This window comes from Bordetella genomosp. 5 (assembly GCF_002261475.1).
In the GTDB taxonomy this organism is placed as follows: Bacteria; Pseudomonadota; Gammaproteobacteria; order Burkholderiales; family Burkholderiaceae_B; genus Bordetella.
This window is the reverse complement of sequence record NZ_NEVN01000005.1, coordinates 144,578-164,073: the sequence shown is the minus strand read 5'-3', so window position 1 is coordinate 164,073 and position 19,496 is coordinate 144,578. Positions and strand designations below refer to the sequence as shown.

Below are 19,496 nucleotides of genomic sequence, written 5' to 3'. Positions count from 1 at the left end.
TCGCAGGTCGATTGAAGCAAGTCGGAAAGTGCGCCCATCGTGCGGTCCGCCGGCCGGCAAGACAAAGAACGCTTTCAACTATGGATATGAGCGGGCGCTGGCGTGACGGGGCGCGCATTCCGACTTTGCATATGCGCTTTGCTTCGTAGCCGCGCCCCCGGGGCCCCTTCTACGATCGGCAGTCCGTTGCCTTCCCCCTGCCCGGCCGTTCCGATGCCTGATTTCTCCGTCTCCGCCCGCCCCTCGCGCCTGCCCGTGCTGACTCGCGCGGCGGGCCGTGCGCTGCTGCACGCCCTGCCCACGGTCGTGGGTGTGATCCTGCTGAGCTTCTTCCTGATGCAGGCCATTCCGGGCGACGCCGCCGACGTGATCGCCGCCGAATCCGGCTCGGCCACCGCCGACAGCATGGCCGCCACCCGCAAACACTTCGGCCTGGACCTGCCGATGCTGCAGCAGCTGGGCAACTATCTGCATCACCTGCTGCGGCTCGACCTCGGCCTGTCGCCGCGCTACAACACCCCGGTCGTGGACCTGATCGCGAGCCGCATCGGCAACACGGCGTTGCTGATGAGCACCGCGCTCGGCGCCGCCCTGCTCGCGGGTCTCGTGCTCGGCACGGTCATGGCCACCTTCGTGGGCCGCTGGCCCGACCGCATCCTGTCGCTCGCGGCGCTGCTGCTGTATTCCACGCCCGGCTTCTGGCTCGGCCTGATGGCAATCATTCTGTTGTCGGTGCAACTGGGCTGGCTGCCACCGGGCGGTGTGGGCACGCTGGGCGGCGACGCCCACGGGCTCGCGCACGTGCTGGACGTGGCGCGCCATCTGATCCTGCCCACGCTGGCGCTCGCGGGCTTCTATGTGGCGATCTTCGCGCGGCTGACCCGCGCCTCGATGCTGGAGGTCAGCCGCCAGGACTTCGTGCGCACCGCGCGCGCCAAGGGCCTGGCGCCGCTGGCAGTCACGCTGCGGCACATCCTGCGCAACGCGCTGATGCCGGTGCTGACGGTGGCCGGCCTGAACTTCGGCACGCTGCTGGGCGGCGCCGTGGTCGTCGAAACCGTGTTCAGCTGGCCCGGTCTGGGCCGCCTCGCCTACGAATCGGTGATGGCCCGCGACTACGTGGTGCTCATGGGCATCCTCATCCTCTCCTCGCTGCTCGTGATCGTCGCCAACATCGTGGTGGACCTCGCCCAGACCGCGCTCGACCCGCGCGTCCGCAGCCGCTGACGTCCCCCCACGCCAAGACTGGACACCCATGAGCCTCACCGCACTCGCCCGACCCGCCCCCTGGCGCGCCACCGCGCTCGGCCGCTTCCTGGTCAACCCCGCCGCGCTCGTCGGCCTGGCACTGCTGGCCGTCGTCGCCGGCGCCGCGTTGACGGCGCCCTGGCTGTTTCCCGCCGATCCGCTCGACATGGTGAGCACGCCGCTGACCTGGCCGGGCGCCGACGCGGCCTACCCGCTGGGCACCGACACCATGGGCCGGGACGTGGCCGCGGGCCTCGCGCACGGGGCGCGCGTGTCGCTGCTGGTCGGCCTCGCGGCCGCCGCGCTCTCGCTCACGATCGGCGTGGCCGTCGGCGCCGCGGCCGGCTATTTCGGCGGCTGGGCCGACCGGGTGCTCGTGCGCATCACCGAGCTGTTCCAGACGATTCCCGCATTCCTGCTCGTCATCGTGATCGTGGCCATCGCGCAGCCCTCCGTGGCCGTGATCGCGCTGGCGATCGGCGTGTCGTCGTGGCCGGTGGTGGCGCGGCTGGTCCGGGCGGAGTTCCGTTCGCTGGTGCACGCGGAGTTCGTGCTGGCGGCGCGCGCGCAAGGCTATGGTCATGCGCGCATCGTGCTCGCCGAGATCCTGCCCAATGCGCTGCCGCCCATCATCGTGACCACCTCCGTGCTGGTGGCCAATGCCATCCTGATGGAATCCGCCCTGTCCTTCATGAGCCTGGGCGACCCCAACGTGATGTCGTGGGGCAGCATGATCGGCGACGCACGCGAGATGCTGCGCACGGCCTGGTACCTCGCCGCCCTGCCCGGCCTGTCCATCGTGGCGACGGTGCTCGCCCTCAATCTGCTGGGCGACGCCGCCAACGACGCCTTCAACCCCAGGCTGTCGCGCTGACGCCCGCCCCGGAGTGTTCCCTCGCATGACCCGTTTCGTTCTCCCGCCGCTTCTCGAGGTCTCCGACCTGCACGTCCGTTTCGCCACGCCCGGCGGCGTCCACCATGCCGTGCGCGGCCTGAACCTGACGCTGGCCGCGGGCCAGACCCTGGCGCTGGTCGGCGAGTCGGGCTGCGGCAAGTCCACCACCGCGCTCGCCCTGTTGCGGCTGCTCGCGCCGGGCGCCGCGGTGGCGGGCGCGATGCACCTCGACGGCCAAGCCCTGCACGATCTGCCCGAGCCGGCCTTTCGCCGCCTGCGCGGCCGCGACATCGCCATGATCTTCCAGGAGCCGATGACCTCGCTGAACCCGGTGCACACCATCGGCGCCCAGATCGCCGAGGCCATCCGTTGCCACGAAGACCTGGACCGCGCCGCGCGGCACGCGCGCGTGCTGGAGCTGCTCGAACGCGTGCGCATCCCACGCGCGGCACAACGGCTGCACGACTATCCGCATCAGCTCTCGGGCGGTCAGCGCCAGCGCGTGATGATCGCGATGGCGATCGCGTGCCGGCCGCGCCTGCTCGTCGCCGACGAGCCCACGACCGCGCTCGATGTGACCGTGCAGGCGCAGATCCTGGCCCTGCTCGACGAGCTGCGCCACGACCTGGGCATGGGGCTGCTGCTCATCACGCACGACCTCGGCGTGGTGCGCGAGCGCGCCGATCAGGTCGTCGTGATGCACGACGGCGTGGCCGTCGAGCGGGCGCCGGTGCAACGCCTGTACGCCGCGCCGGCCCACGCGTATACGCGCGGACTGCTCGCGGCCTCGCTGCACACGCGCATCGATGCGCGCGCCCGCAGTGAACGGCTGCCCGAGATCCGGGTGCGACGCGATGCCGACGGCACGCCGCGGGAATTCGAGGTGGTGCAGCGCGCGGCCGCGAGGGCGGCGGCCGGCGTACCGGCGGCCGGCGTACCGGCGGCCGGCGCTGCGGCTGTCGTAGCGCAGGCCCCCGCTCCGTTGCTCAGCGTGCGCGGCCTGCAGACCCGCTACGAGGGGCGCGGCGGCCCGGTCATGGCGGTCGACGGCGTCGATCTCGACGTCTGGCCCGGCGAAACCCTGGGGTTGGTCGGTGAGTCCGGCTGCGGCAAATCGACGCTGTCGCGCACGCTGCTGCGACTGACGCCCGCCCACGCGGGCCACGCGCGCTTCGACGGCACCGACCTGCTTGCGCTGCGCGAACGCGACCTCAAGCCTTGGCGTCGCCAGGTGCAGATGGTGTTCCAGGATCCGTACGCCTCGCTCAATCCGCGCCATAGCGTCGGCACCATCCTCGGCGCCGTACAGAAGGCGCACGGGGTCCGCGACCGTCACGAACGCGCGGCGCGCACCGAGCAGATCCTGCGTCAGGTGGGGCTGCCGGCCGACGCGGCGCGCCGCTATCCCAATCAGTTTTCGGGCGGCCAGCGCCAGCGCATCGGCATCGCGCGTGCGCTCATCGTGCGGCCCCGGCTGCTGGTGCTCGACGAACCCGTGTCGGCGCTCGACGTTTCGGTGCAGGCGCAGATTCTCAATCTGCTGTCGGACCTGAAGGCCGAGCTCGGCCTGAGCTACCTGTTCATCTCGCATGACCTGGCCGTGGTGCGCTACTTCTGCGATCGCGTGATGGTGATGCAGGCCGGCCGTATCGTCGACCAGGGTACGCCCGACGCGCTCTGGCACGATCCGCGCCATCCCTACACCCGCGAGCTGCTCGCCGCGATGCCCGGCGCGCAGGACGAGGTGCCCCGGCAGCGCCGGGCCTGACCCGGGATCGCGCGGGATCGCCGCGGCTCTCCGCCGCGCGCACCCGGCGCAGCGCCTATGCGCGCGGACGCTGCCGTTGGCGCGCCAGGGCCTGGGCCCGGCGGCGCTTGGCCCAGAGCCACACGCCGGTGACGCTCAGCAAGACGGTCACGAGGCCGACCAGCGCCACGGCCACGCGCAGCGGCCAGCCCCACATCGCGGCCATGTGCAGGCTGGTCAGCCAATGCTTGACGCTGTCGCCGGCCGCGCGCCCCCGCGGCAGGAAGTGGCCCACCTCGTCGCCGCTATCGGCGCGGAAGTAGACCGACGTGGCGCCACTGCGTTCGCGCAGATCGCGCGTGCTGACCACGGTATAGCGGTACAGATTGCGGCGCGCGTCGAGGGCGAGCCAATGCTCGCGCCGCACCTCGAAGCCCTCGTGCGCCGCGAGCCCCGCCATCAATCGACGGCCCACGGCCCGCGCCGCTTCCGTCTCCATCGGCGCCGATGGCCCCGAGCGCGCCGCGGTGGAGGCGGCGGCCGGCGCACCGGCGGCCGGCGTACCGGCGGCCGGCGCACCGGTGGCCGGTGCCCCCGCGCCTGTCCCATCGACGCGCTGCGGACTAGCCGCCTGCCGCCGCGGATCCGGCTGATACGCCAGCGCCTGCCGCATCACCGGGTCGTACACCTGGGGCAGGCTCAGCGCCACGCTGCTCCATGCCATGGCCGTGAGCGCGCCCCACAGCCACAGCCCGCCGGCCCGATGCAGATCGAAATTGCGCTTGTGCGCGCCGGACCGCAGGCGCAGCTGCCAGGCCGGCCGCCAGCGTTGCCACCAGCCCGGCGCGCCCGGACGCGCGGCCGCGCGCGCGGGCAGCGTCAGCCAGGCGCCGACGAAGCCGTCCAGCGTCCAGAGCAAGGCCACGATGCCCAGCAGCAGCTCGCCCACGCCCTCCACCATCAGAGCCGCATGAATACGATGCAGCACCGGCATCAGATTGCGCAGGCCCTGGCTGGCGTCGCCCCAGCGGCGGTCGCCGCGGATCTCGCCGGTGTAGGGATCGATGAACACCTCGTGCAGCACGGGCGCGCCCTCGCCGGTCTGCGCCCATACCGGAAAGGCGAGCGTGCCGCCGGCGGGCACCGACAGCGGCGTGGCGGGCATCAGCGCCCCGGGCCACGCCTGCCGCACGCGTTCGCGCAGGACCAGGACATCGAGCGGCGCGACGCCCGGCGCGGGCGCCGCGGCGTCATGCAGCCCGGGCGCGGTGGCCCGGTCGAGATCGCCGTACCAGGCGAGGGGAATTCCGGTCAGGCCGACCACGACGAGGAAGCCGGCCAGGACCAGGCCGGTCCAGCGATGCAGGCGTACCAGCGCGCCTCGCACGGGAATCACCAGCGGTAGCTCACCGTCCCGATGATGCGGCGGGGTTCACCGTAGCTGCACGTGCCGGTGTAGCAAGTCGACGGAATGTAGGTCTTGTCGGTGAGGTTGGTGACGTTCAGGGCGTAGACCCACGGCCCGGTCTCGTAGCTCACCCGCGCATCCACCACGGTGTAGCCCGCGCCACCCAGCCAGTCGCGCGAGGGCCGGTCCGGGCGCGCGGACACGTAGCGCAGACCCGCACCGGCCTTCAGCCCCTGCAGCACCCACTTCGACAGATTCACATCGGTCCACAGCGAAGCCACATGACGCGGCGTGTTGAAGCGCTCGCCCTCCTCGCCCGGCACATTGCTCTTCAGCACTTTCGCGTCGGTGAAGGTATACGCGGCGATCACGTCGATCTGCGGCGTGACCCGGGCGCGAGCCTCGAGTTCGAGACCGCGCGAGCGCACCTTGCCGGTCTGCACCGAGAAGGTCGGATCGAACGGATCCGCCGTCAGCACGTTCTTGCGCTCCAGGTCGAACAGCGCCGCACTCAGCATCATGTCTTCACCGGCCGGCTGGTAGCGCAGCCCGATCTCGTACTGCGTGCCGCGGCTGGGCTCGAACGTGTTCTCGTTGCGATCACGTCCGCTGGTAGGCTCGAACGACTGGCTGAAGCTGGCATACGGCGCGAGACCGTTGTCCGCCAGGTAGACCACCCCGGCACGGCCCGTGAAGGCCGAATCGCGATCCTGCGCATCGCTGCCCGGCGCGTGAAGCGCGCGGTTCTCGGCGCGCGCCCGATCGTAGCGTCCGCCCAGCAGCACGACGACCTTGTCGGCAAGCTTGAGCTGATCCTGCAGGTACAGCCCCAGGCGATGTTCGGTGTTGCGCCGTTGTTGCCACGGCAACGCAATCACCTCGTTCTGATACACAGGGTTGTAGACATCGATGGCCGGCAGCGCGCCGCGCAGCCGGTCGCTGTTGTAGGTGGAACGTGTGTAGTCGAAACCGGCCAGAACGGTATGCGCCACGGGGCCGGTCTGGAATTTCTTCTCGAGGTTGGTGTCGGAGGTCTGCACCGTGGTGCGATCGTCGAAGCCGCGCGCCTGGCGCGCCACCCGGCGCTGGGTGGCCGCATCGACGTCACCGCTCAAGAGCACGTAGCGCATTTTGAGATCGGCGTCGTAATACCGCAGCGATTGGCGGAACTTCAGCGTGTCGTCGAACGCATGCTCGATCAGCAGCGCGGCCGAAGTCGACTCCACATCGAACGTGTTGTGGTTCGGCTCGCCAAGAAAGCGCCGGCGCGGGATATCGCCGTTGGGGTTGGTCCAGAGCGTACCGGTCACCGGTACCGCCGGCGGATAGAGCGTATCGCTGCGCTGGTAGTTCGCCAGCAAGGTCACCGACGTGGCGGCAGAGGGGCGCCACGTGAGCGCCGGCGCAAAGTAGCTGCGGTTGTCCTTGCTGTGGTCGAGGAACTGCTTGCTCTCGCGGAACAGACCCGTCACGCGGTACGACCACTCCCCCGCCTCGTCGATCGGGCCGCCGATGTCGGCCGAGATCTGGCGCCGATCGAAGCTGCCGGCATCCAGATTGATCTCGCCCATCGCTTCGGAGGGTGGACGCTTGGTCACGGTGTTGATGATGCCGCCGGGCGCGGCGGCGCCGTACAGGACCGAGGAAGGTCCGCGCAGCACCTCGATACGCTCCAGCCCGTACGGCTCCTGCTTGCCGTTGTACTGGTTGATCATGTAGCGCATGCCGTCGCGGTAATAGCTGCCGGTCTGCGGGTTGGCCTCGAAGCCCCGGATGCTCATGGTGTCTTCGAACATCGAGTTCACGGACACGACGCCCGGCATGATGCCCGGCGTATACCCCAGCGCCTCCTGCAGCGTCTGCGGCTTCTGATCGCGCATCTGCGCGGAGCTCACCACCGAGATCGATTGCGGCGTCTCGATGATGGGGGTGTCGGTCTTGGTGCCCGTGGCGCTGCGGGTGGCCGCCACGCCGAACACGGGACCATCGGGCCGTTCGTGGTAGCCCGTCACGCCGATCGGGGCGAGCTCGACGATGTCCTGGCGCGCCTGGCGTAGCACGTATCCGCCGTCAGGCAGGCGATCGGCCTGCAAGCCGGTGCCCGCCAGCAGCGCCGTGAGGCCCGCCTGCGGCGAGTAACTACCGCGCACGCCCGGGCTGCGCCGCCCGCTGGTGAGATCCCCGTGACTGCTCACGAACAGGCCGGCCTCGGCGGAGTACCGGTTCAGCACCTGCGCCAGCGGGCCGGCCGGAATGTCGAACTGCCGCACCTGCGCGGCGGCGCCCGCCGCCTGCGCCTGCGCCATCACCGGCCAGGCGCACAGGGTCAGGCTGGCCGCGAGGGTCAGCGCCGCGTACCGGCCTGGCCGCCAGGCCGGTCGCGAGGAAGAGATCGGGGAATTACGAGAAGAGATGAGCATGCCACGCGTCCGCTACAGGGTGTTGAGTGCCTATAGGCCGGATGAGCGACGCGAAAGCGGCAAACGATTTTGTAACAGCCGGGCGTTCACGCGCGCTGCAGGCGCGTCCACCACGGCAGGGGCTGGCTGACCCGCAGCGACAGGCCTTCCGCCAGCATGCGCAGCGCGCGCTCGGGATCCCGCAGGGGAAAGGTGCCGGTCACGGGGATGGACGCCACCGCGTCGTCGCAGCCGAGGTGGCCGCGCCGGTAACGCCCCAGCTCCGCCAGCACCTCGGCCAGCGGCATGTCTTCGACCTGCAGGATGCCGCGGGTCCAGTTCTTGTCCTGCGGCGTGGCCTGCGAGGGCGCCGCGACGCCGTGCGCGCCGCCGCGCACCCGCATGCCCGCATCGACGCGATAGCCCGCGGGCGCGCCGTCGGCAAAATGCGCCTGCACCGCCCCCTCGAACACCGCCAGCGTGGTCTCGCCGTCCAGGCTGCGCACGTTGAAGCGGGTCCCGAGCGCCTGCATACGCCCCTCGGCGGTGTCCACCACGAAGGCCCGCGCGGGATCGCTCGCCGTCGAGATCATGATTTCGCCGCGCAGCAGCACCAGGCGGCGCAGCGCGGCCGAATAATCGACGCGCAACGCCGTGTCGGTATTGAGTTGAACGCGGGTGCCGTCGGCCAGCGTGACATCGTGCGAGCCGCCCACCGGCGTGCTCAGGTCGGCGCGCCACGCGGCCAGCGTGCGGCGCCCGACCGGCGTTCCCGCGACGCCCCAGGCCAGTCCGCCGGTCGCGCCGGCGATGAGCGCCAGCGAAAGCAGGCGGCGCCGGTCGCGGCGCCCCTTGGCGGCCGCCTCCAGGCCAGCCAGGCTGGCCTCGCGGCTCAGGGACTGGGCCGACAGCGCCTCGAAGCCCGCGCTGATCGCTTCGACCCGTTGCCAGGCCGTGCGGTGCGCCGGGTCGACGGCGAGCCAGGCACGCCAGTCGGCGCGTTCGCGCTCGCTCGGCGCACCCGAACTGAGCACGGCGTACCAATGCGCGGCGGCTTCGAGCACGCGGTTTTGGGCGACAGCCTGCGCGCGCATCAGGATGGCGCTCCGTCCGCGGCCGCGGGCCCGGCGGCCGGCGCGTCGCGCAGGAAACACAGCATGGCGCGCGCGATGTCGCCGCGTATCGTGCGTTCGGACACGCCCAGCTCAGCCGCGATCGCGGCGTGGGTCATGTCATGCAATTTGTGCATCAGGAAAGCGGCACGGGCGCGCGCGCCCAGACGTTGCAGGGTGCGGTCGATCTCCACCAATGCCTGCAGCGCCTGCAACTGGACCTCGGGCGAAGGATGGGTCTCTTCCGGGCGCGCGGCCAGCGTCTCGGCCCAGGCCTGTTCGATGTCGCGCCGACGCCAGAAGTCGACCAGCAGGCCGCGCGCGATCGTGCTCAGAAAGGCGCGCGGCTCACGCACGTCGGTAACCGGCTGGCGCCGGGCCAGCAAGGTCAGAAACGTGTCATGGCTGAGGTCGGCAGCCTGGTGGTGGTCGTGCAGCCGCCGATGGAGCCAGCTCTGCAGCCACCCGCAATGAGCGCTGTAGAGAGCCGATACCGTCGCGCCGGCTGCGTGCTCGCGGTCCGGCACGGGGGGCACTCGTGTTGATAATGATATTTATTATTACACAAGCGCGGCGGCGCCGGCGACCCCTTCCGACGCCGACCACACACGCGTCGCCGCGCGGCAGATCTTGCCGGCGCGAGGCGCAGGCACGAAACATGCCGCGTGCGCCACTCGGCGCCGCGTCCCCACACCGGCGCCGCCTCGCGCATCGCGCGCTCTGGGGTATGCTCAGCGCAGCGAGAAGGCGTACGCGCCGCGATAGACGAGGAGATTTCTCAACAAGATGGGTTCCGGAGCGGAAATGACAGAAGAGAGTCTGCGCGATCGGCGCATTCTGATCGTCGAAGATGAGTACATGATTGCCGAGTTTCTGCAGTACGAACTCGAAGATGCCGGCGCCGTCGTGGCCGGCATGATCGGCAACGTCGACGACGGGCTGCGGCAGGTGCGCGACGGCCTTGCCGTGGACGCCGCCATTCTCGATGTGAACCTGGGCGGCCAGGCCGTGTTCCCGCTCGCCGACGAGCTCGCCGCGCGGGGGATCCCCTTCGTCTTCACCACCGGCTACGACGCCTCGTCGATTCCGCCACGCTTCAAGCAGGTGGAACGCTACGTCAAGCCTTACAACACGGCCGCGATGCTGGGCGGCATCGCCCGCATCATCGAGACGGCAGCCTGACGCCTGCGCGCGGGAACGGCGGCGCGCTGCACCCGACGCCGCTGCGCCCGACGCGCCATCAGCGCGGCGCGCACGGGCGCCGCCGCCTCAGTCCCCTTCCGCGTCGTGTGCCTGCGTGTTCGATACCGGCAGCGAAATCAGGCAATGCACGCCGTCCTCGCCCAGCGTGAACGTGGTGCGGGCATGCAGCTGATACGGCAACGCGCGCTCGACCAGCTCGCGGCCCTGGCCCGAGCCTCGCGGGGCCGCGTCGGGTGCCGGCATCACGACGCCGCTTTCGCGCCAATCGATGTGCAGCCAGGGCTTGCCGTGCTCGCCGTGCGGCTCCAGGCGCCAGCTCACGGCCAGGCGTCCGCGCGGCTGGCCCAGCGCGCCGTATTTCACGGCATTGGTCGCCAGTTCGTGCACGGCCATCGCCAACATCTGCACGGTCGACGAGCGCAGCCGCACGCCGCTCGGGCCCTCGAGCGTCACCCGGCTCGAATGCCCTTCGATGGCGGACAACTCCTCGCGGATCAGCTCATCGAACGCCACCCGGTCGTGATCGTTCAGGCGTGACAGCAGGCCCTGCACGCGGCCCAGGGCATCCAGGCGGTCGCCGAAGCGGCGCCGGAAATCGCGCAGATTCACGCTGGAACGCACCGTCTTGTCGGCCATCGAGCGCACCACCGCGAGCAGATTGCGCGTGCGATGCTGCAGCTCGGCCACCAGCACCCGCTGCCGGTCCTCGAAGTCGCGCCGCTCGGTGGTCTCGACGGTGGCGCCGATCATGCGCACCGGCCGGCGGGCCACGTCGTAAAAGAACCGGCCGCGCCCGTACAGCCAGTGCACCGACTTGTCCGGATGCACCACGCGGAACTCCTGCACGTAGTCGCCGTGCGCCCCCATGGCGTTGCGCAGTGCCGCTTCGGCCGCACCGCGATCGTCGGGATGAATGGGCGTCATCCAGGCCTCGTAGCTGGGCACCACGTCGCCCGGCACGTAGCCCGCCATGCGGTACAGCTGGTCCGACCAGTGCATTTCGCCGGTCAGGAGATTCCAGTCCCAGAGGCCCAGCTGGCCCACCTCGACCGCGCTGCGCAGACGATCCTCGCTCTCGCGCAGCGCGCTTTCGGCGCGCGCGCGCTCCACGGCGGCCCAGGTGCGCTCGGCCACTTCTTCGAGCAGCGCGACATCGCCGGCGCTCCAGTCGCGCGGCGCGTCCTGATGCACGCCCAGAAAGGCCACCAGCCGCCCCTCCTTCACGAGCGGCACCTTGATGAGCGCTGCCACGCCGACGCGCAGATACGCGGGCAGGTCCAGCGGCGACAGCAAGTCCCACTGTTCGACATCGCGTACCGCCAGGGTGCGTCCGTTGCCCAGCGCCGTGCACGGCCCGATGCCGAACTCATCAAGGCGGAATTGCGTGGGTATCGCGCTCGCAAGGTCGCTCCGATATTCGGCGTTCACCGTCACCGACCCGGCCGGGTCGATTTCGGCGTAGAAGGCGCGGTCCACGCCGAGATACTCGCCCAACTGGCGCGCGGCCTCGCGCTGGATGGCCTGCGGCGACGCCAGCGGACGCAGCGCGTCGGCCAGCTTGAGCTGCATGCGCTGGCGTTCTTCCCGCTCGTGCAGCGCCTGCTGCAGCCGCTTTTGCTCGGTGACGTCGAGGTGGGCGCCCACCAGGCGCACGGCCCGGCCCTGCGCATCGCGTTCGATGTCCGCGCGTGCGTGGATCCAGCGCGTGTCGCCGTCGGAAGGCCGGATGATGCGATATTCGTTGTCGTAGAACGTGGCGTTACCGGCCAGCGCATCCATCAGGATCCGTTGCGAGCGCAACCGGTCTTCGGGATGCAGGCGCGCCAGCCATTGCTCGTGCGACTCTTCGATCGAATGCGGCGGCAGCCCGTGCAGGCGCAGATATTCGGGCGAACGCCAGCTGCGCAGGCCGCCGGCCACGTCGATGTCCACGCCGCCCACTTCGCCGATGCGCTGAACCCGCGCCAGATCGGCCTCGCGCTCGCGCAGCCGGGCCTCGGCCTGTTTACGCTCGTCGATATCGAGGTTCATGCCGAGCCACTTGACGATCTTGCCGTCGGCCGCGCGCACGGGCGCGGCGCGCACGTTGGTCCAGCGGTAGCCATGGCTGGCGGCATGCCAGAGCCGGAACTCCGCGTCCACGTTCGTGCCATGCGCAAGCGCCTCGCGCCAGGCGCCATCGGCCAGCGCCCGATCTTCGGGATGGATCGCGATGAGCCCGCCGTTATCGAGCCACTGCTCCACGGTCTGGCCGGTATAGCGCCGCCAGCTCGGGCTGTCGGCCACGATCCGTCCGTGGCGGTCCGTTTCCCAGATCGCCTGCGCGATCCCTTCGATGAGGCCGATGTAGCGGTCTTCGCTGTGCTGCAGCGCGTCTTCGGCGTGCGCCAGGTCGTCCTGCGCGCGGCGCAATTGCAGGCTGATGCTGGCGGCGGCCGCCTCTTCGGGGTCGTACAGCAGCTGGGCCAGCTCGCGATGGCGCCCCAGGAATTCGACCATGTCCGGCTCGATTTCGAGCTCAGGATGCGTATCGCTCCAGTGATGGGCCGCGCGAGTATAGGCCAGCAGCGCGTTCACCGGCTCGTAATAAACGTCGCCGATCAACTCGCGCACCGCCGCGCCGGCCCGTCGCGCGTGCTCGGGCGCGAGGAACATGACCGTCAGCGCGTCATAGAGCTGCGTGTCGAGATGCGAGCCCGGTTCGGGCAAGGGCCCCGGCGTGGGATACGCCTCGAGGGCCCGCAGCGAGCGCTCGGCGGCCGACGCATCGGGCACGGGCCGCCGCAGCAACCACAGGATCGCCTCCATGCTGAGCGGCACGGCTTGCGGATCGCCGGCGGGGTGGCCCTGCCCGGCCAGAAAGCCCGTATGGCGCACGATGCAATAGCGCGTGCGGCAGAAACGGGAGAGGTAGACGAACAGCCGCTCCTTGAAGAGGGACGGCAGCGGGTTGTCGATATAAGCCGAGCGGGCGAACCGCCAGAGCGGATGCACGCGGTCGTAAGCGCCGGGCAATGCACGAAAGAAGTTGGGCAGTACGCCAAAGCGCTGGCGTACTTCCTGCTGGTACTGCAATTCGTGTGAGGGATCTACACTTGCGGCCATCGGATTCCGTCTCGACCTCGGGTCAGCATGCCCGGACTCGATCGGTCCGTCGGATGCGCGTTTCCCTGATTCTAGATGGAACGCCGCGACGCGGTGATGGCGAAGCGCCGGCCAAGCCCCGCGGGCGACCCGCGACGAGGCGGGTAAGCGTTCATGGACCGCCGTGTTACCGCATAAAGCGTGCCGCGGATACGACGTCCGGTATCCCGCTCACCGCCCCCGGCCCACCGGCAACAGCGGCGTGCTTGCCAGGCGGCGCGCGTTCGCCGTCGCCTTGGCGTGGATCGGCGCCAGCCCCTTGCCCAGCACGCCCAGCCCCGCCTGTTGCCACTGCCGGACGAACTGGCCGGTATTGCGCGAGCCCAGCCACGGGGCGAAGCAGGCCGCCCACCACTGCAGCGCGAGCGTCTGGCCGCTCACCATGCTGGCCCAGGCCATCGCGTTCCAGGCCTGCGCGAAGGCGCCGGCCTTTTCCATGCCCATGAGCGTGAATTCCTTGCGGTCGCGTTCCGACCACGGGTGGCCCGCCAACGCCAGCCGGGTCATTCGATGCGCGATGACCTGCGGCGCGGCCAGCGCCAGTTCGGCGGTATTGCGGGATAGCGATGCGGCACTGCCGCGACGTCGGGATGCCATGGCGGAAACTCCTCGAGGACCGCACCGTTCGTGGCCGAGCCGGCCGCGGTGGAGGTGCGTGCCCCCGGGCGCAGCAAGCGCCATGCCGCAATGCAACATCGCGGAATCATTTCAGCGCGACGCCGGCGCCGGCCAGCACCCGGCGATAGGTCGCGATGTCCTCGGCCACGGTGCGGTCGACGTCCTGTGCGGGCGTGGCCGCGAGCGTGAAGCCCAGGTTCTCGAGCAAAGTGGCGGTCTCGGGCTCGCGCAGCACGGCGACCACGTCGCGATTGATGCGGTCGATCACCGGGCGCGGCGTACCGGCCGGCGCCGACAGCCCCTGCCAGCTCTCCACTTCGTAGCCGGGCAGCCCCGCCTCCTGCAGCGTGGGCACATCGGGCAGCGCCTTGGAACGATAGCGGGTGGTGACCGCCAGCGCGATCAACTTGCCGGTGCGCACGTTTTCGGTCGCGGCGGCCAGTGTGATCAGCATCGCGTCGACGTGGCCGCCCAGCAGATCCAGCGAGGCCGGGCCGCCGCCCGGATACGGAATCTGGTTGGTCCTGGCGCCGATCCGCTCGTTCAGCAGCTCCACCGCCAGGTGTTGCAGGCTGCCGGTGCCACCCGGCAGCGCCAGCGTGACTTCACCCGGGCGCTTGCGTACCAGTTCGGCAAACTCCTCGAAGGTCTTCACACCCAGGCCCGGCCGCACCACCAGGAGCTGCGGATTGGTGACCGCCTTGGTGACGCCGGTGAGGTCGCGTTGCGGATCGTAGCCGCGGCTGCTCTGCAGCGCGTTGAGGGAAAGCGAGTCGCCGCTCAGCAACAGCGTGTAGCCATCCGGCCTCGCATGCGCGACCGCGGCATTGCCGATGGCGCTGCTCGCGCCGGGCTGATTCTCGACCACCACGCTCTGCTGCCACCTCTCGCCCAACCGCAGCGCGATCGTACGGGCGAGTTTGTCGGCACTCCCGCCCGCCGAGACCGGCACGATGATCTTGACCGGGCGGTTCGGAAAGCGCGCGGCATCCTCGCCGGGGACCGGCGCGGCGCCCGAGCCCGACCACAGCGCCAGTCCGGCCGCCACGGCCAGGACGGCACCGAGCCCACTTTTCAAAAACGTCTTGCGGTTCATGCTGCTGCTCCTGCGTAGAACACGTTCGGGTGGAATACGCGGTCGGGACAGGGAGACCGATCTCGGTTGCTCGTGCCCTCGTCCGGATGGCGCGTTGTCATGCAGGCAGGATAGGATCGCGCCGCGCGCCCCGCGAAATACCGATGCGCAATGTCTTCATGCGAAACCGCGCCCGAACCGCGCACAGCCAGCATTCATGCGGCACAATGCCGCATCCTCGAAAACCGGATATCCATATGCAGCCCACGTCCCTGCCGTCCGCCTCACGTGACTTCCTCGCGCTCGATGCGCTCGAGACCCGCGATCTGATGGCGATCCTGGAAGGCGCGCAGGACATGGCGCGCTGGTGGCAGGCGCGGCGCGTGCCGCAGGTGCTGGCAGGACGGCGCGTGGCGTTGCCGCCCGCCGGCAACTGGCGGCAAAACACCGCGCTCGAGGTCGGCGTGCAGGCGATGGGCGGCACCTGCGCCGGCGTGCCGGCCGATTGGGGCGACGCGGCACAGGCCGAAGACGCGGGCGCGACACTGGGCGCGTGGTTCGATGTGATCGTGACGGGCGCGCAGCAACTCCCCACGCTGCAGGCGCTCGCGGCCGCGGCGCCCTGCCCCGTCATCAATGCGGGCACCTGGCGCAATCAGCCGCTGCCGGTGCTGGGCCATCTGGCCTGGCATCTGCACCGCAACGGTCGTCTCGATGGCATCAAGGTCTGTGCCGTGATGCCCGATTGCGCGCGCTTGCAATCCTGGATCGAGGCGGCGACGCTGTTGCCGATTACCGTGGTGCAGGTCTATGCCAGCCCGTGGCTGGCGCTGCGGCCGGCAGGCACGGCGCCGCGTTTTGTCACCAGCACCGACATGGGCGAGCTCCAGGACGCCGATCTGATCGTGACCGCGCCCGCGCCGCGCGATGCCGCGGCGACACTGCTGGCGCCGTTCCGGCTCAATGCCGCGCTGCTCGACACGCTGCGCCCCGACGTCGACGTGATCGCGGCGCCCGACAGCCATCCCGACACCTGCGATCCCGACACCTGGCGCCATGCGGCATGCACCGGGCCGCTGGCGCACGGCTACGCCCTCCATGCGCAGAACGCGCTGCTGGAGTGGGCGGCAAGCGGGCTATGAGGGGCAACGGGCCGACGGCGCGGCCCGTGAGCGGTCTTAGCGGTAGACCAGCACCGGCAGGTCCGTGCCGGCCAGCACCTTCTGTGTGACGCTGCCCAGAAACACGGCGCTCAGCCCACTGCGGCCATGCGAGGCGATCGCGACCAGATCGCAGCCGCGCTCGCGCGCCGTGTCGATGATGGCTTCGGCGGGACTCATGGCGTTGACCGCCACCACGTCACACGTCAGGCCGGACGCGCTGGCGCGCTGGCCCGCCTGCGCCAGCCAGCTCTCGGTCTGCCGCCGCTGTTCGCGCTCGTATTCCTCGAGCGTGCCGCGCAGCTGCACCGACTCGCCGCCGGGCGGACGCAGCGGCTGAATGACGCTGATCAGGGTCACGCGCGCGCCCAGCTTGCGCGCGAGCTCGAACCCCTGCACCACGGCCTTTTCGGCCAGATCGGATCCATCGGTGGGGATGAGAATGTGTTCGTACATACCGGTCTCCTGATGGAACGGGCGCGAGCCGCCCGCTCCCCTCGATACTACGGCAGTACGCCGACCCGTCGGCCAACACCTCTCGCACGACGCTTGCGGCCGATCAAACGCGGGCGGAACTCAGTCTTCGTGGGTCTCGTGCACGCCCACGGCGCCCTGCTTCCAGTAGCTCGACGCGCGCACCCGCTTCTTGTCCATGCCGTGCTGCTCGACCAGCACGCGGCGCACGTCGCGCGCCGCCGTCGATTCGGCGGCCGCCCACGCATAGCCTTCGCCCGGCGGCAAGGTCAGGCCGGCCACGGCATCCGCGAGGCCCGAGCGCGCGGCCCCGTCACGATGCAGCCACACGATGCGCGTCGCCGCCCGGCTGGCGAGCGCCAGCACGCCGCGGGCATCGATGACCTCGATCACCGCGATGGCCTGCGTGGTGGCGGGCAGCTCTTCCAGGCGGCGCGCGATCGCCGGCAACGCGCTGTCGTCGCCGACCAGCAGATGCCAGTCGAAGCCGGTCGGCACGACGAACGAGCCGCGCGGGCCGCCGATGGCGAGCGTGTCGCCGACGCGGGCTTGCGCGGCCCAGCTGGTGGCGGGGCCGCTCGCATGCACTACGAAATCGATGTCGAGTTCGCGCCGCGCGGCATCGTAGCGGCGCGGCGTGTAATCGCGCATCACCGGCTTGGGCGCGTCGGCGGGAAACGCGAGGCCCTGCTCGCTCATCGTGGGCAGGACGGCGGCCTGCCCGGGCTCGGGCAGGAACAGTTTGACGTGATCGTCGAACGATGCCGACACGAAGTCGGCGAGGTCCTCGCCGGTGAGCGTCACGCGCACCATGTGCGGCGTGAGGGATTGCACGCGCTGCACCGTGAGCTGGCGCAGCTTGAGGGTGTGACGCACGCGCTCGACGGTGAGATCGGCGGCCGGGGTGGTGAGGGTCGTTTGATTCATGAATGTGATTCCGTATCGCGAGGGGCCCGCACGGCGGGCCGGGTACAGGCAAGCCGCGGCGTCATGGGGCGGCCTCGTCGGTGCCCGGCGCCTCGATGGCCCGCGTGGCCCGCGCCAGGATGGCGGCGATGCGGCGCTGCTCGGCGGGCGCGGCGCCCCCGCGCAACAGCAGCGCCTCGCGCAGCGCCATATGGGCGGCCACGTATTCCGGCGTCCAGCCGGTCTGGCGGTCGGCGCCCTCGGCGTCGAGCTCGGGCTCGCCGGCCTCCATCGCACGGCGGATCCAGGCCATCTTGCGGCCCACATGCGCCAGCTTCGCCAGCAACAGCGCGACGCGCGCCTCGTGCGAGGCAAGGTGGTCGAGACCGGCGGCGGTCAGTGCGTAGCGCTTGCGGCTGCCCTCGCTCTGCGCCGTGGCGTAACCGGCCTCTTCGAGCCAGGTCAGGGTGGGGTAGATCATGCCGGGGCTGGGGGTGTAGTAGCCCTGGCTGCGTTCGCCGAGTGCCTTGATGAGCTCATAGCCATGACTGGCGCCGTCGCGCAGCAGCGCGAGCACCATGAGCTGCAGATCCTCGGAGGAGAATTTGCGCCCGCGGGCCCAGCCGTGGTCGTCGCCGCCACGGCCGGGCTCGCGCCGGGACGTATGAAGGGAATGAGAACGAGCGGGCATGACGAACCTATGTCTTACGATATAGATCGTACGATATATCTTAAGATATATGTTCGTCAAACCACGCAGTGTGTGTCAGCGGCGTGATGGCCTCTGACGGACCGGCGCTCGGTGTAACCGGGCCGGCACGATATGCCGGCGGTCGCGGTCAGAGCAGGCCGAAGCGCGGCTCACCGGTGATCGGATGCACGTCGAGCACACCCGACAGCACCAGACGCGCGTGGTTCATCGCCTCGTCTTCGGAATCGAAGACGACGTTGCGCGGCAAAGGCCAGACGCTGGGCATGCCCTTGGACTCCGGCTTTTCCACGCAGAGTTCGATCGCGTAGCGCCCCTTGGGCGTACGCACCACTTTGCAATGCACCCGAAACGGGCCGAAATCACGCCAAACGCTCTTGCTCATAGGCTACCCCTCTCATGTGCGTGCGCGAACGGGCCCATCGGGCCCGTCGCGGCGTTATCGAAATAAACGGTGTTGCGCGGGCAGGCTCTATAGCCGACCCATAAGGACCAGGATGAGCAGTACGACCACCACAACGCCCAACAGGCCGCTCGGGCCATAGCCCCAGCCGCTGCTGTAAGGCCAGCTCGGCAGCGCCCCGATGAGGAGCAGAATCAACACGATCAAAAGTATGGTGCCCATTAGGATCTCCTTGTCCGTTATCTGGAAACGGGCCGCGCCGCCCCGACCCTGGGACAGACGCGGCCCCTCGGGTTAGCGATCAGCGTTGCTGATTGCCCTTGCCCGAGTCTTGTTGCCCGCTCTTATTGCCGCCGGCGGGATTGCCGGGCTGCTGCGGAGCATTCTTGTCGCGCATGTTTTCCTGGGCCTGTTGACGCTGGCCGGGATTCTGCGGTTTCTGCTGGTCGGGCTGACGCTGCTGACTCATGGTGTGTCTCCTGAGTGTTGACAGACAGGCGGTGATTCCGCCGAAGCCCCTTTCGCAAGTCGCGTGCCCGGGCCGGATGGCGCGTCGCAGGCCCACAAAGCAAAGGCCGGCGACATGCCGGCCCTGACCGGGCGGCCTTACTGCGCCGCCCTGCTGCCCCAGGCTCGCTCACTGCACCTTTTGCGGCGTCTCGGGTTCGCCCGGCGGCAGATCGACTTCGGGCTCGTCGGTATCGGGATCGACGGGCAGATCGCCCGGGGGCGAGCCCGGCGGAATGGGATCGGGACGCGGCGGCACGTGCATGCGGAGCGTGTGCGCGGCGAGGCTATCGTTGGGCAGAATCAGATGAAGCATATCGGTCTCCTTGGACGCGGCGCACAGTGCGGTCGCGCCGTCGCTCTCGCAAGTGTCATGCCCACCCGGTGAAAACATCGCGGGCATGACGCTTGCTCTGGGTGCCGTCTCGCACACTGGAGCCCGCCGCATGACCGCACCCCCACGGGAGTCACTCGCCCCATCGACCCCG

The 19,496-nt window shown here is 70.0% G+C and carries 19 protein-coding genes; 5 read left to right on the top strand and 14 right to left on the bottom strand.

Annotated elements, in window-relative coordinates; all coding sequences use genetic code 11:
* Positions 1 to 213: 213 nt before the first annotated feature.
* The 3 genes from CEK29_RS10855 to CEK29_RS10845 are packed head-to-tail and all read left to right on the top strand — an operon-like array spanning position 214 to position 3,911.
* Complete coding sequence (locus CEK29_RS10855) at positions 214 to 1,227, top strand: ABC transporter permease (protein WP_094858077.1); 1,014 nt, start codon at positions 214 to 216, stop codon at positions 1,225 to 1,227.
* Between the two features lie 28 nt (positions 1,228 to 1,255).
* On the top strand, positions 1,256 to 2,122 hold the full coding sequence (locus CEK29_RS10850; protein WP_094799761.1) for an ABC transporter permease: 867 nt from the start codon (positions 1,256 to 1,258) through the stop codon (positions 2,120 to 2,122).
* 25 nt (positions 2,123 to 2,147) lie between these two features.
* Positions 2,148 to 3,911 carry an ABC transporter ATP-binding protein gene (locus CEK29_RS10845; protein WP_094858076.1) on the top strand — a complete coding sequence of 588 codons (1,764 nt, stop codon included), beginning with the start codon at positions 2,148 to 2,150 and terminating at the stop codon, positions 3,909 to 3,911.
* Positions 3,912 to 3,966: 55 nt separating this feature from the next.
* Here the strand turns inward: CEK29_RS10845 and CEK29_RS10840 are convergent, their stop codons facing one another.
* From CEK29_RS10840 to CEK29_RS10825, 4 genes are all read right to left on the bottom strand, one after another.
* Entirely contained in the window at positions 3,967 to 5,286 is a 1,320-nt protein-coding gene (locus CEK29_RS10840) for a PepSY-associated TM helix domain-containing protein (protein ID WP_176456880.1), read from the bottom strand.
* Positions 5,283 to 7,718 carry a TonB-dependent siderophore receptor gene (locus CEK29_RS10835; protein WP_255176130.1) on the bottom strand — a complete coding sequence of 812 codons (2,436 nt, stop codon included), beginning with the start codon at positions 7,716 to 7,718 and terminating at the stop codon, positions 5,283 to 5,285. The genes CEK29_RS10840 and CEK29_RS10835 overlap by 4 nt, the downstream gene beginning before the upstream one ends.
* An 86-nt stretch (positions 7,719 to 7,804) precedes the next feature.
* Positions 7,805 to 8,791: a FecR domain-containing protein gene (locus CEK29_RS10830; RefSeq protein ID WP_094858073.1), complete on the bottom strand. Its 987-nt coding sequence runs from the start codon at positions 8,789 to 8,791 to the stop codon at positions 7,805 to 7,807.
* Positions 8,791 to 9,336, bottom strand: coding sequence for a sigma-70 family RNA polymerase sigma factor (locus CEK29_RS10825; protein WP_094858072.1), 546 nt, complete (start codon positions 9,334 to 9,336; stop codon positions 8,791 to 8,793). Before CEK29_RS10825 ends, CEK29_RS10830 begins: the two co-directional genes overlap by 1 nt.
* A gap of 277 nt (positions 9,337 to 9,613) precedes the next feature.
* Here CEK29_RS10825 and CEK29_RS10820 point away from each other — a divergent pair, with 277 nt between their 5' ends.
* Entirely contained in the window at positions 9,614 to 9,991 is a 378-nt protein-coding gene (locus tag CEK29_RS10820) for a response regulator (RefSeq protein ID WP_094858071.1), read from the top strand.
* Between the two features lie 87 nt (positions 9,992 to 10,078).
* Here CEK29_RS10820 and CEK29_RS10815 read toward each other — a convergent pair whose 3' ends face one another.
* The 3 genes from CEK29_RS10815 to CEK29_RS10805 form a co-directional block, all read right to left on the bottom strand.
* Positions 10,079 to 13,117, bottom strand: coding sequence for a PAS domain-containing sensor histidine kinase (locus CEK29_RS10815; protein ID WP_094858070.1), 3,039 nt, complete (start codon positions 13,115 to 13,117; stop codon positions 10,079 to 10,081).
* Positions 13,118 to 13,327: 210 nt separating this feature from the next.
* The gene (locus CEK29_RS10810) at positions 13,328 to 13,753 is read right to left on the bottom strand and encodes a polyhydroxyalkanoate granule-associated phasin (protein WP_094858069.1); all 426 of its coding nucleotides are present in this window, start codon (positions 13,751 to 13,753) and stop codon (positions 13,328 to 13,330) included.
* Between the two features lie 106 nt (positions 13,754 to 13,859).
* Positions 13,860 to 14,870, bottom strand: a complete 1,011-nt coding sequence (locus CEK29_RS10805) for a tripartite tricarboxylate transporter substrate-binding protein (protein WP_094858068.1) — start codon at positions 14,868 to 14,870, stop codon at positions 13,860 to 13,862.
* A 236-nt stretch (positions 14,871 to 15,106) separates the two neighbouring features.
* Between CEK29_RS10805 and CEK29_RS10800 the strand changes: the two genes are divergently transcribed.
* Positions 15,107 to 15,991 carry an ornithine carbamoyltransferase gene (locus CEK29_RS10800; protein WP_176456879.1) on the top strand — a complete coding sequence of 295 codons (885 nt, stop codon included), beginning with the start codon at positions 15,107 to 15,109 and terminating at the stop codon, positions 15,989 to 15,991.
* Between the two features lie 36 nt (positions 15,992 to 16,027).
* Here CEK29_RS10800 and CEK29_RS10795 read toward each other — a convergent pair whose 3' ends face one another.
* From CEK29_RS10795 to CEK29_RS10770, 7 genes are all read right to left on the bottom strand, one after another.
* Positions 16,028 to 16,465, bottom strand: coding sequence for a universal stress protein (locus CEK29_RS10795; RefSeq protein WP_094799750.1), 438 nt, complete (start codon positions 16,463 to 16,465; stop codon positions 16,028 to 16,030).
* Between the two features lie 120 nt (positions 16,466 to 16,585).
* Positions 16,586 to 17,410, bottom strand: a complete 825-nt coding sequence (locus CEK29_RS10790) for a siderophore-interacting protein (protein WP_094858066.1) — start codon at positions 17,408 to 17,410, stop codon at positions 16,586 to 16,588.
* 61 nt (positions 17,411 to 17,471) lie between these two features.
* Complete coding sequence (locus tag CEK29_RS10785) at positions 17,472 to 18,080, bottom strand: PadR family transcriptional regulator (RefSeq protein WP_094799748.1); 609 nt, start codon at positions 18,078 to 18,080, stop codon at positions 17,472 to 17,474.
* Between the two features lie 148 nt (positions 18,081 to 18,228).
* The gene (locus CEK29_RS10780; protein ID WP_094799747.1) at positions 18,229 to 18,483 is read right to left on the bottom strand and encodes a hypothetical protein; all 255 of its coding nucleotides are present in this window, start codon (positions 18,481 to 18,483) and stop codon (positions 18,229 to 18,231) included.
* Positions 18,484 to 18,570: 87 nt separating this feature from the next.
* Positions 18,571 to 18,729, bottom strand: coding sequence for a DUF3309 family protein (locus CEK29_RS10775; protein WP_212590903.1), 159 nt, complete (start codon positions 18,727 to 18,729; stop codon positions 18,571 to 18,573).
* A gap of 73 nt (positions 18,730 to 18,802) precedes the next feature.
* Positions 18,803 to 18,970, bottom strand: coding sequence for a hypothetical protein (locus CEK29_RS23875; RefSeq protein WP_170948454.1), 168 nt, complete (start codon positions 18,968 to 18,970; stop codon positions 18,803 to 18,805).
* Positions 18,971 to 19,138: 168 nt separating this feature from the next.
* Entirely contained in the window at positions 19,139 to 19,324 is a 186-nt protein-coding gene (locus CEK29_RS10770; protein ID WP_094799745.1) for a hypothetical protein, read from the bottom strand.
* Positions 19,325 to 19,496: the final 172 nt, after the last annotated feature.

Coding starts and splice junctions, on each gene's coding strand:
- CEK29_RS10855 (WP_094858077.1), top strand. CDS start 214: ATGCCTGATTTCTCCGTCTCCGCCCGCCCCTCGCGCCTGCCCGTGCTG.
- CEK29_RS10850 (WP_094799761.1), top strand. CDS start 1,256: ATGAGCCTCACCGCACTCGCCCGACCCGCCCCCTGGCGCGCCACCGCG.
- CEK29_RS10845 (WP_094858076.1), top strand. CDS start 2,148: ATGACCCGTTTCGTTCTCCCGCCGCTTCTCGAGGTCTCCGACCTGCAC.
- CEK29_RS10835 (WP_255176130.1), bottom strand. CDS start 7,718: ATGCTCATCTCTTCTCGTAATTCCCCGATCTCTTCCTCGCGACCGGCC.
- CEK29_RS10830 (WP_094858073.1), bottom strand. CDS start 8,791: ATGCGCGCGCAGGCTGTCGCCCAAAACCGCGTGCTCGAAGCCGCCGCG.
- CEK29_RS10820 (WP_094858071.1), top strand. CDS start 9,614: ATGACAGAAGAGAGTCTGCGCGATCGGCGCATTCTGATCGTCGAAGAT.
- CEK29_RS10815 (WP_094858070.1), bottom strand. CDS start 13,117: ATGGCCGCAAGTGTAGATCCCTCACACGAATTGCAGTACCAGCAGGAA.
- CEK29_RS10810 (WP_094858069.1), bottom strand. CDS start 13,753: ATGGCATCCCGACGTCGCGGCAGTGCCGCATCGCTATCCCGCAATACC.
- CEK29_RS10805 (WP_094858068.1), bottom strand. CDS start 14,870: ATGAACCGCAAGACGTTTTTGAAAAGTGGGCTCGGTGCCGTCCTGGCC.
- CEK29_RS10800 (WP_176456879.1), top strand. CDS start 15,107: ATGCAGCCCACGTCCCTGCCGTCCGCCTCACGTGACTTCCTCGCGCTC.
- CEK29_RS10795 (WP_094799750.1), bottom strand. CDS start 16,465: ATGTACGAACACATTCTCATCCCCACCGATGGATCCGATCTGGCCGAA.
- CEK29_RS10790 (WP_094858066.1), bottom strand. CDS start 17,410: ATGAATCAAACGACCCTCACCACCCCGGCCGCCGATCTCACCGTCGAG.
- CEK29_RS10785 (WP_094799748.1), bottom strand. CDS start 18,080: ATGCCCGCTCGTTCTCATTCCCTTCATACGTCCCGGCGCGAGCCCGGC.
- CEK29_RS10780 (WP_094799747.1), bottom strand. CDS start 18,483: ATGAGCAAGAGCGTTTGGCGTGATTTCGGCCCGTTTCGGGTGCATTGC.
- CEK29_RS23875 (WP_170948454.1), bottom strand. CDS start 18,970: ATGAGTCAGCAGCGTCAGCCCGACCAGCAGAAACCGCAGAATCCCGGC.
- CEK29_RS10770 (WP_094799745.1), bottom strand. CDS start 19,324: ATGCTTCATCTGATTCTGCCCAACGATAGCCTCGCCGCGCACACGCTC.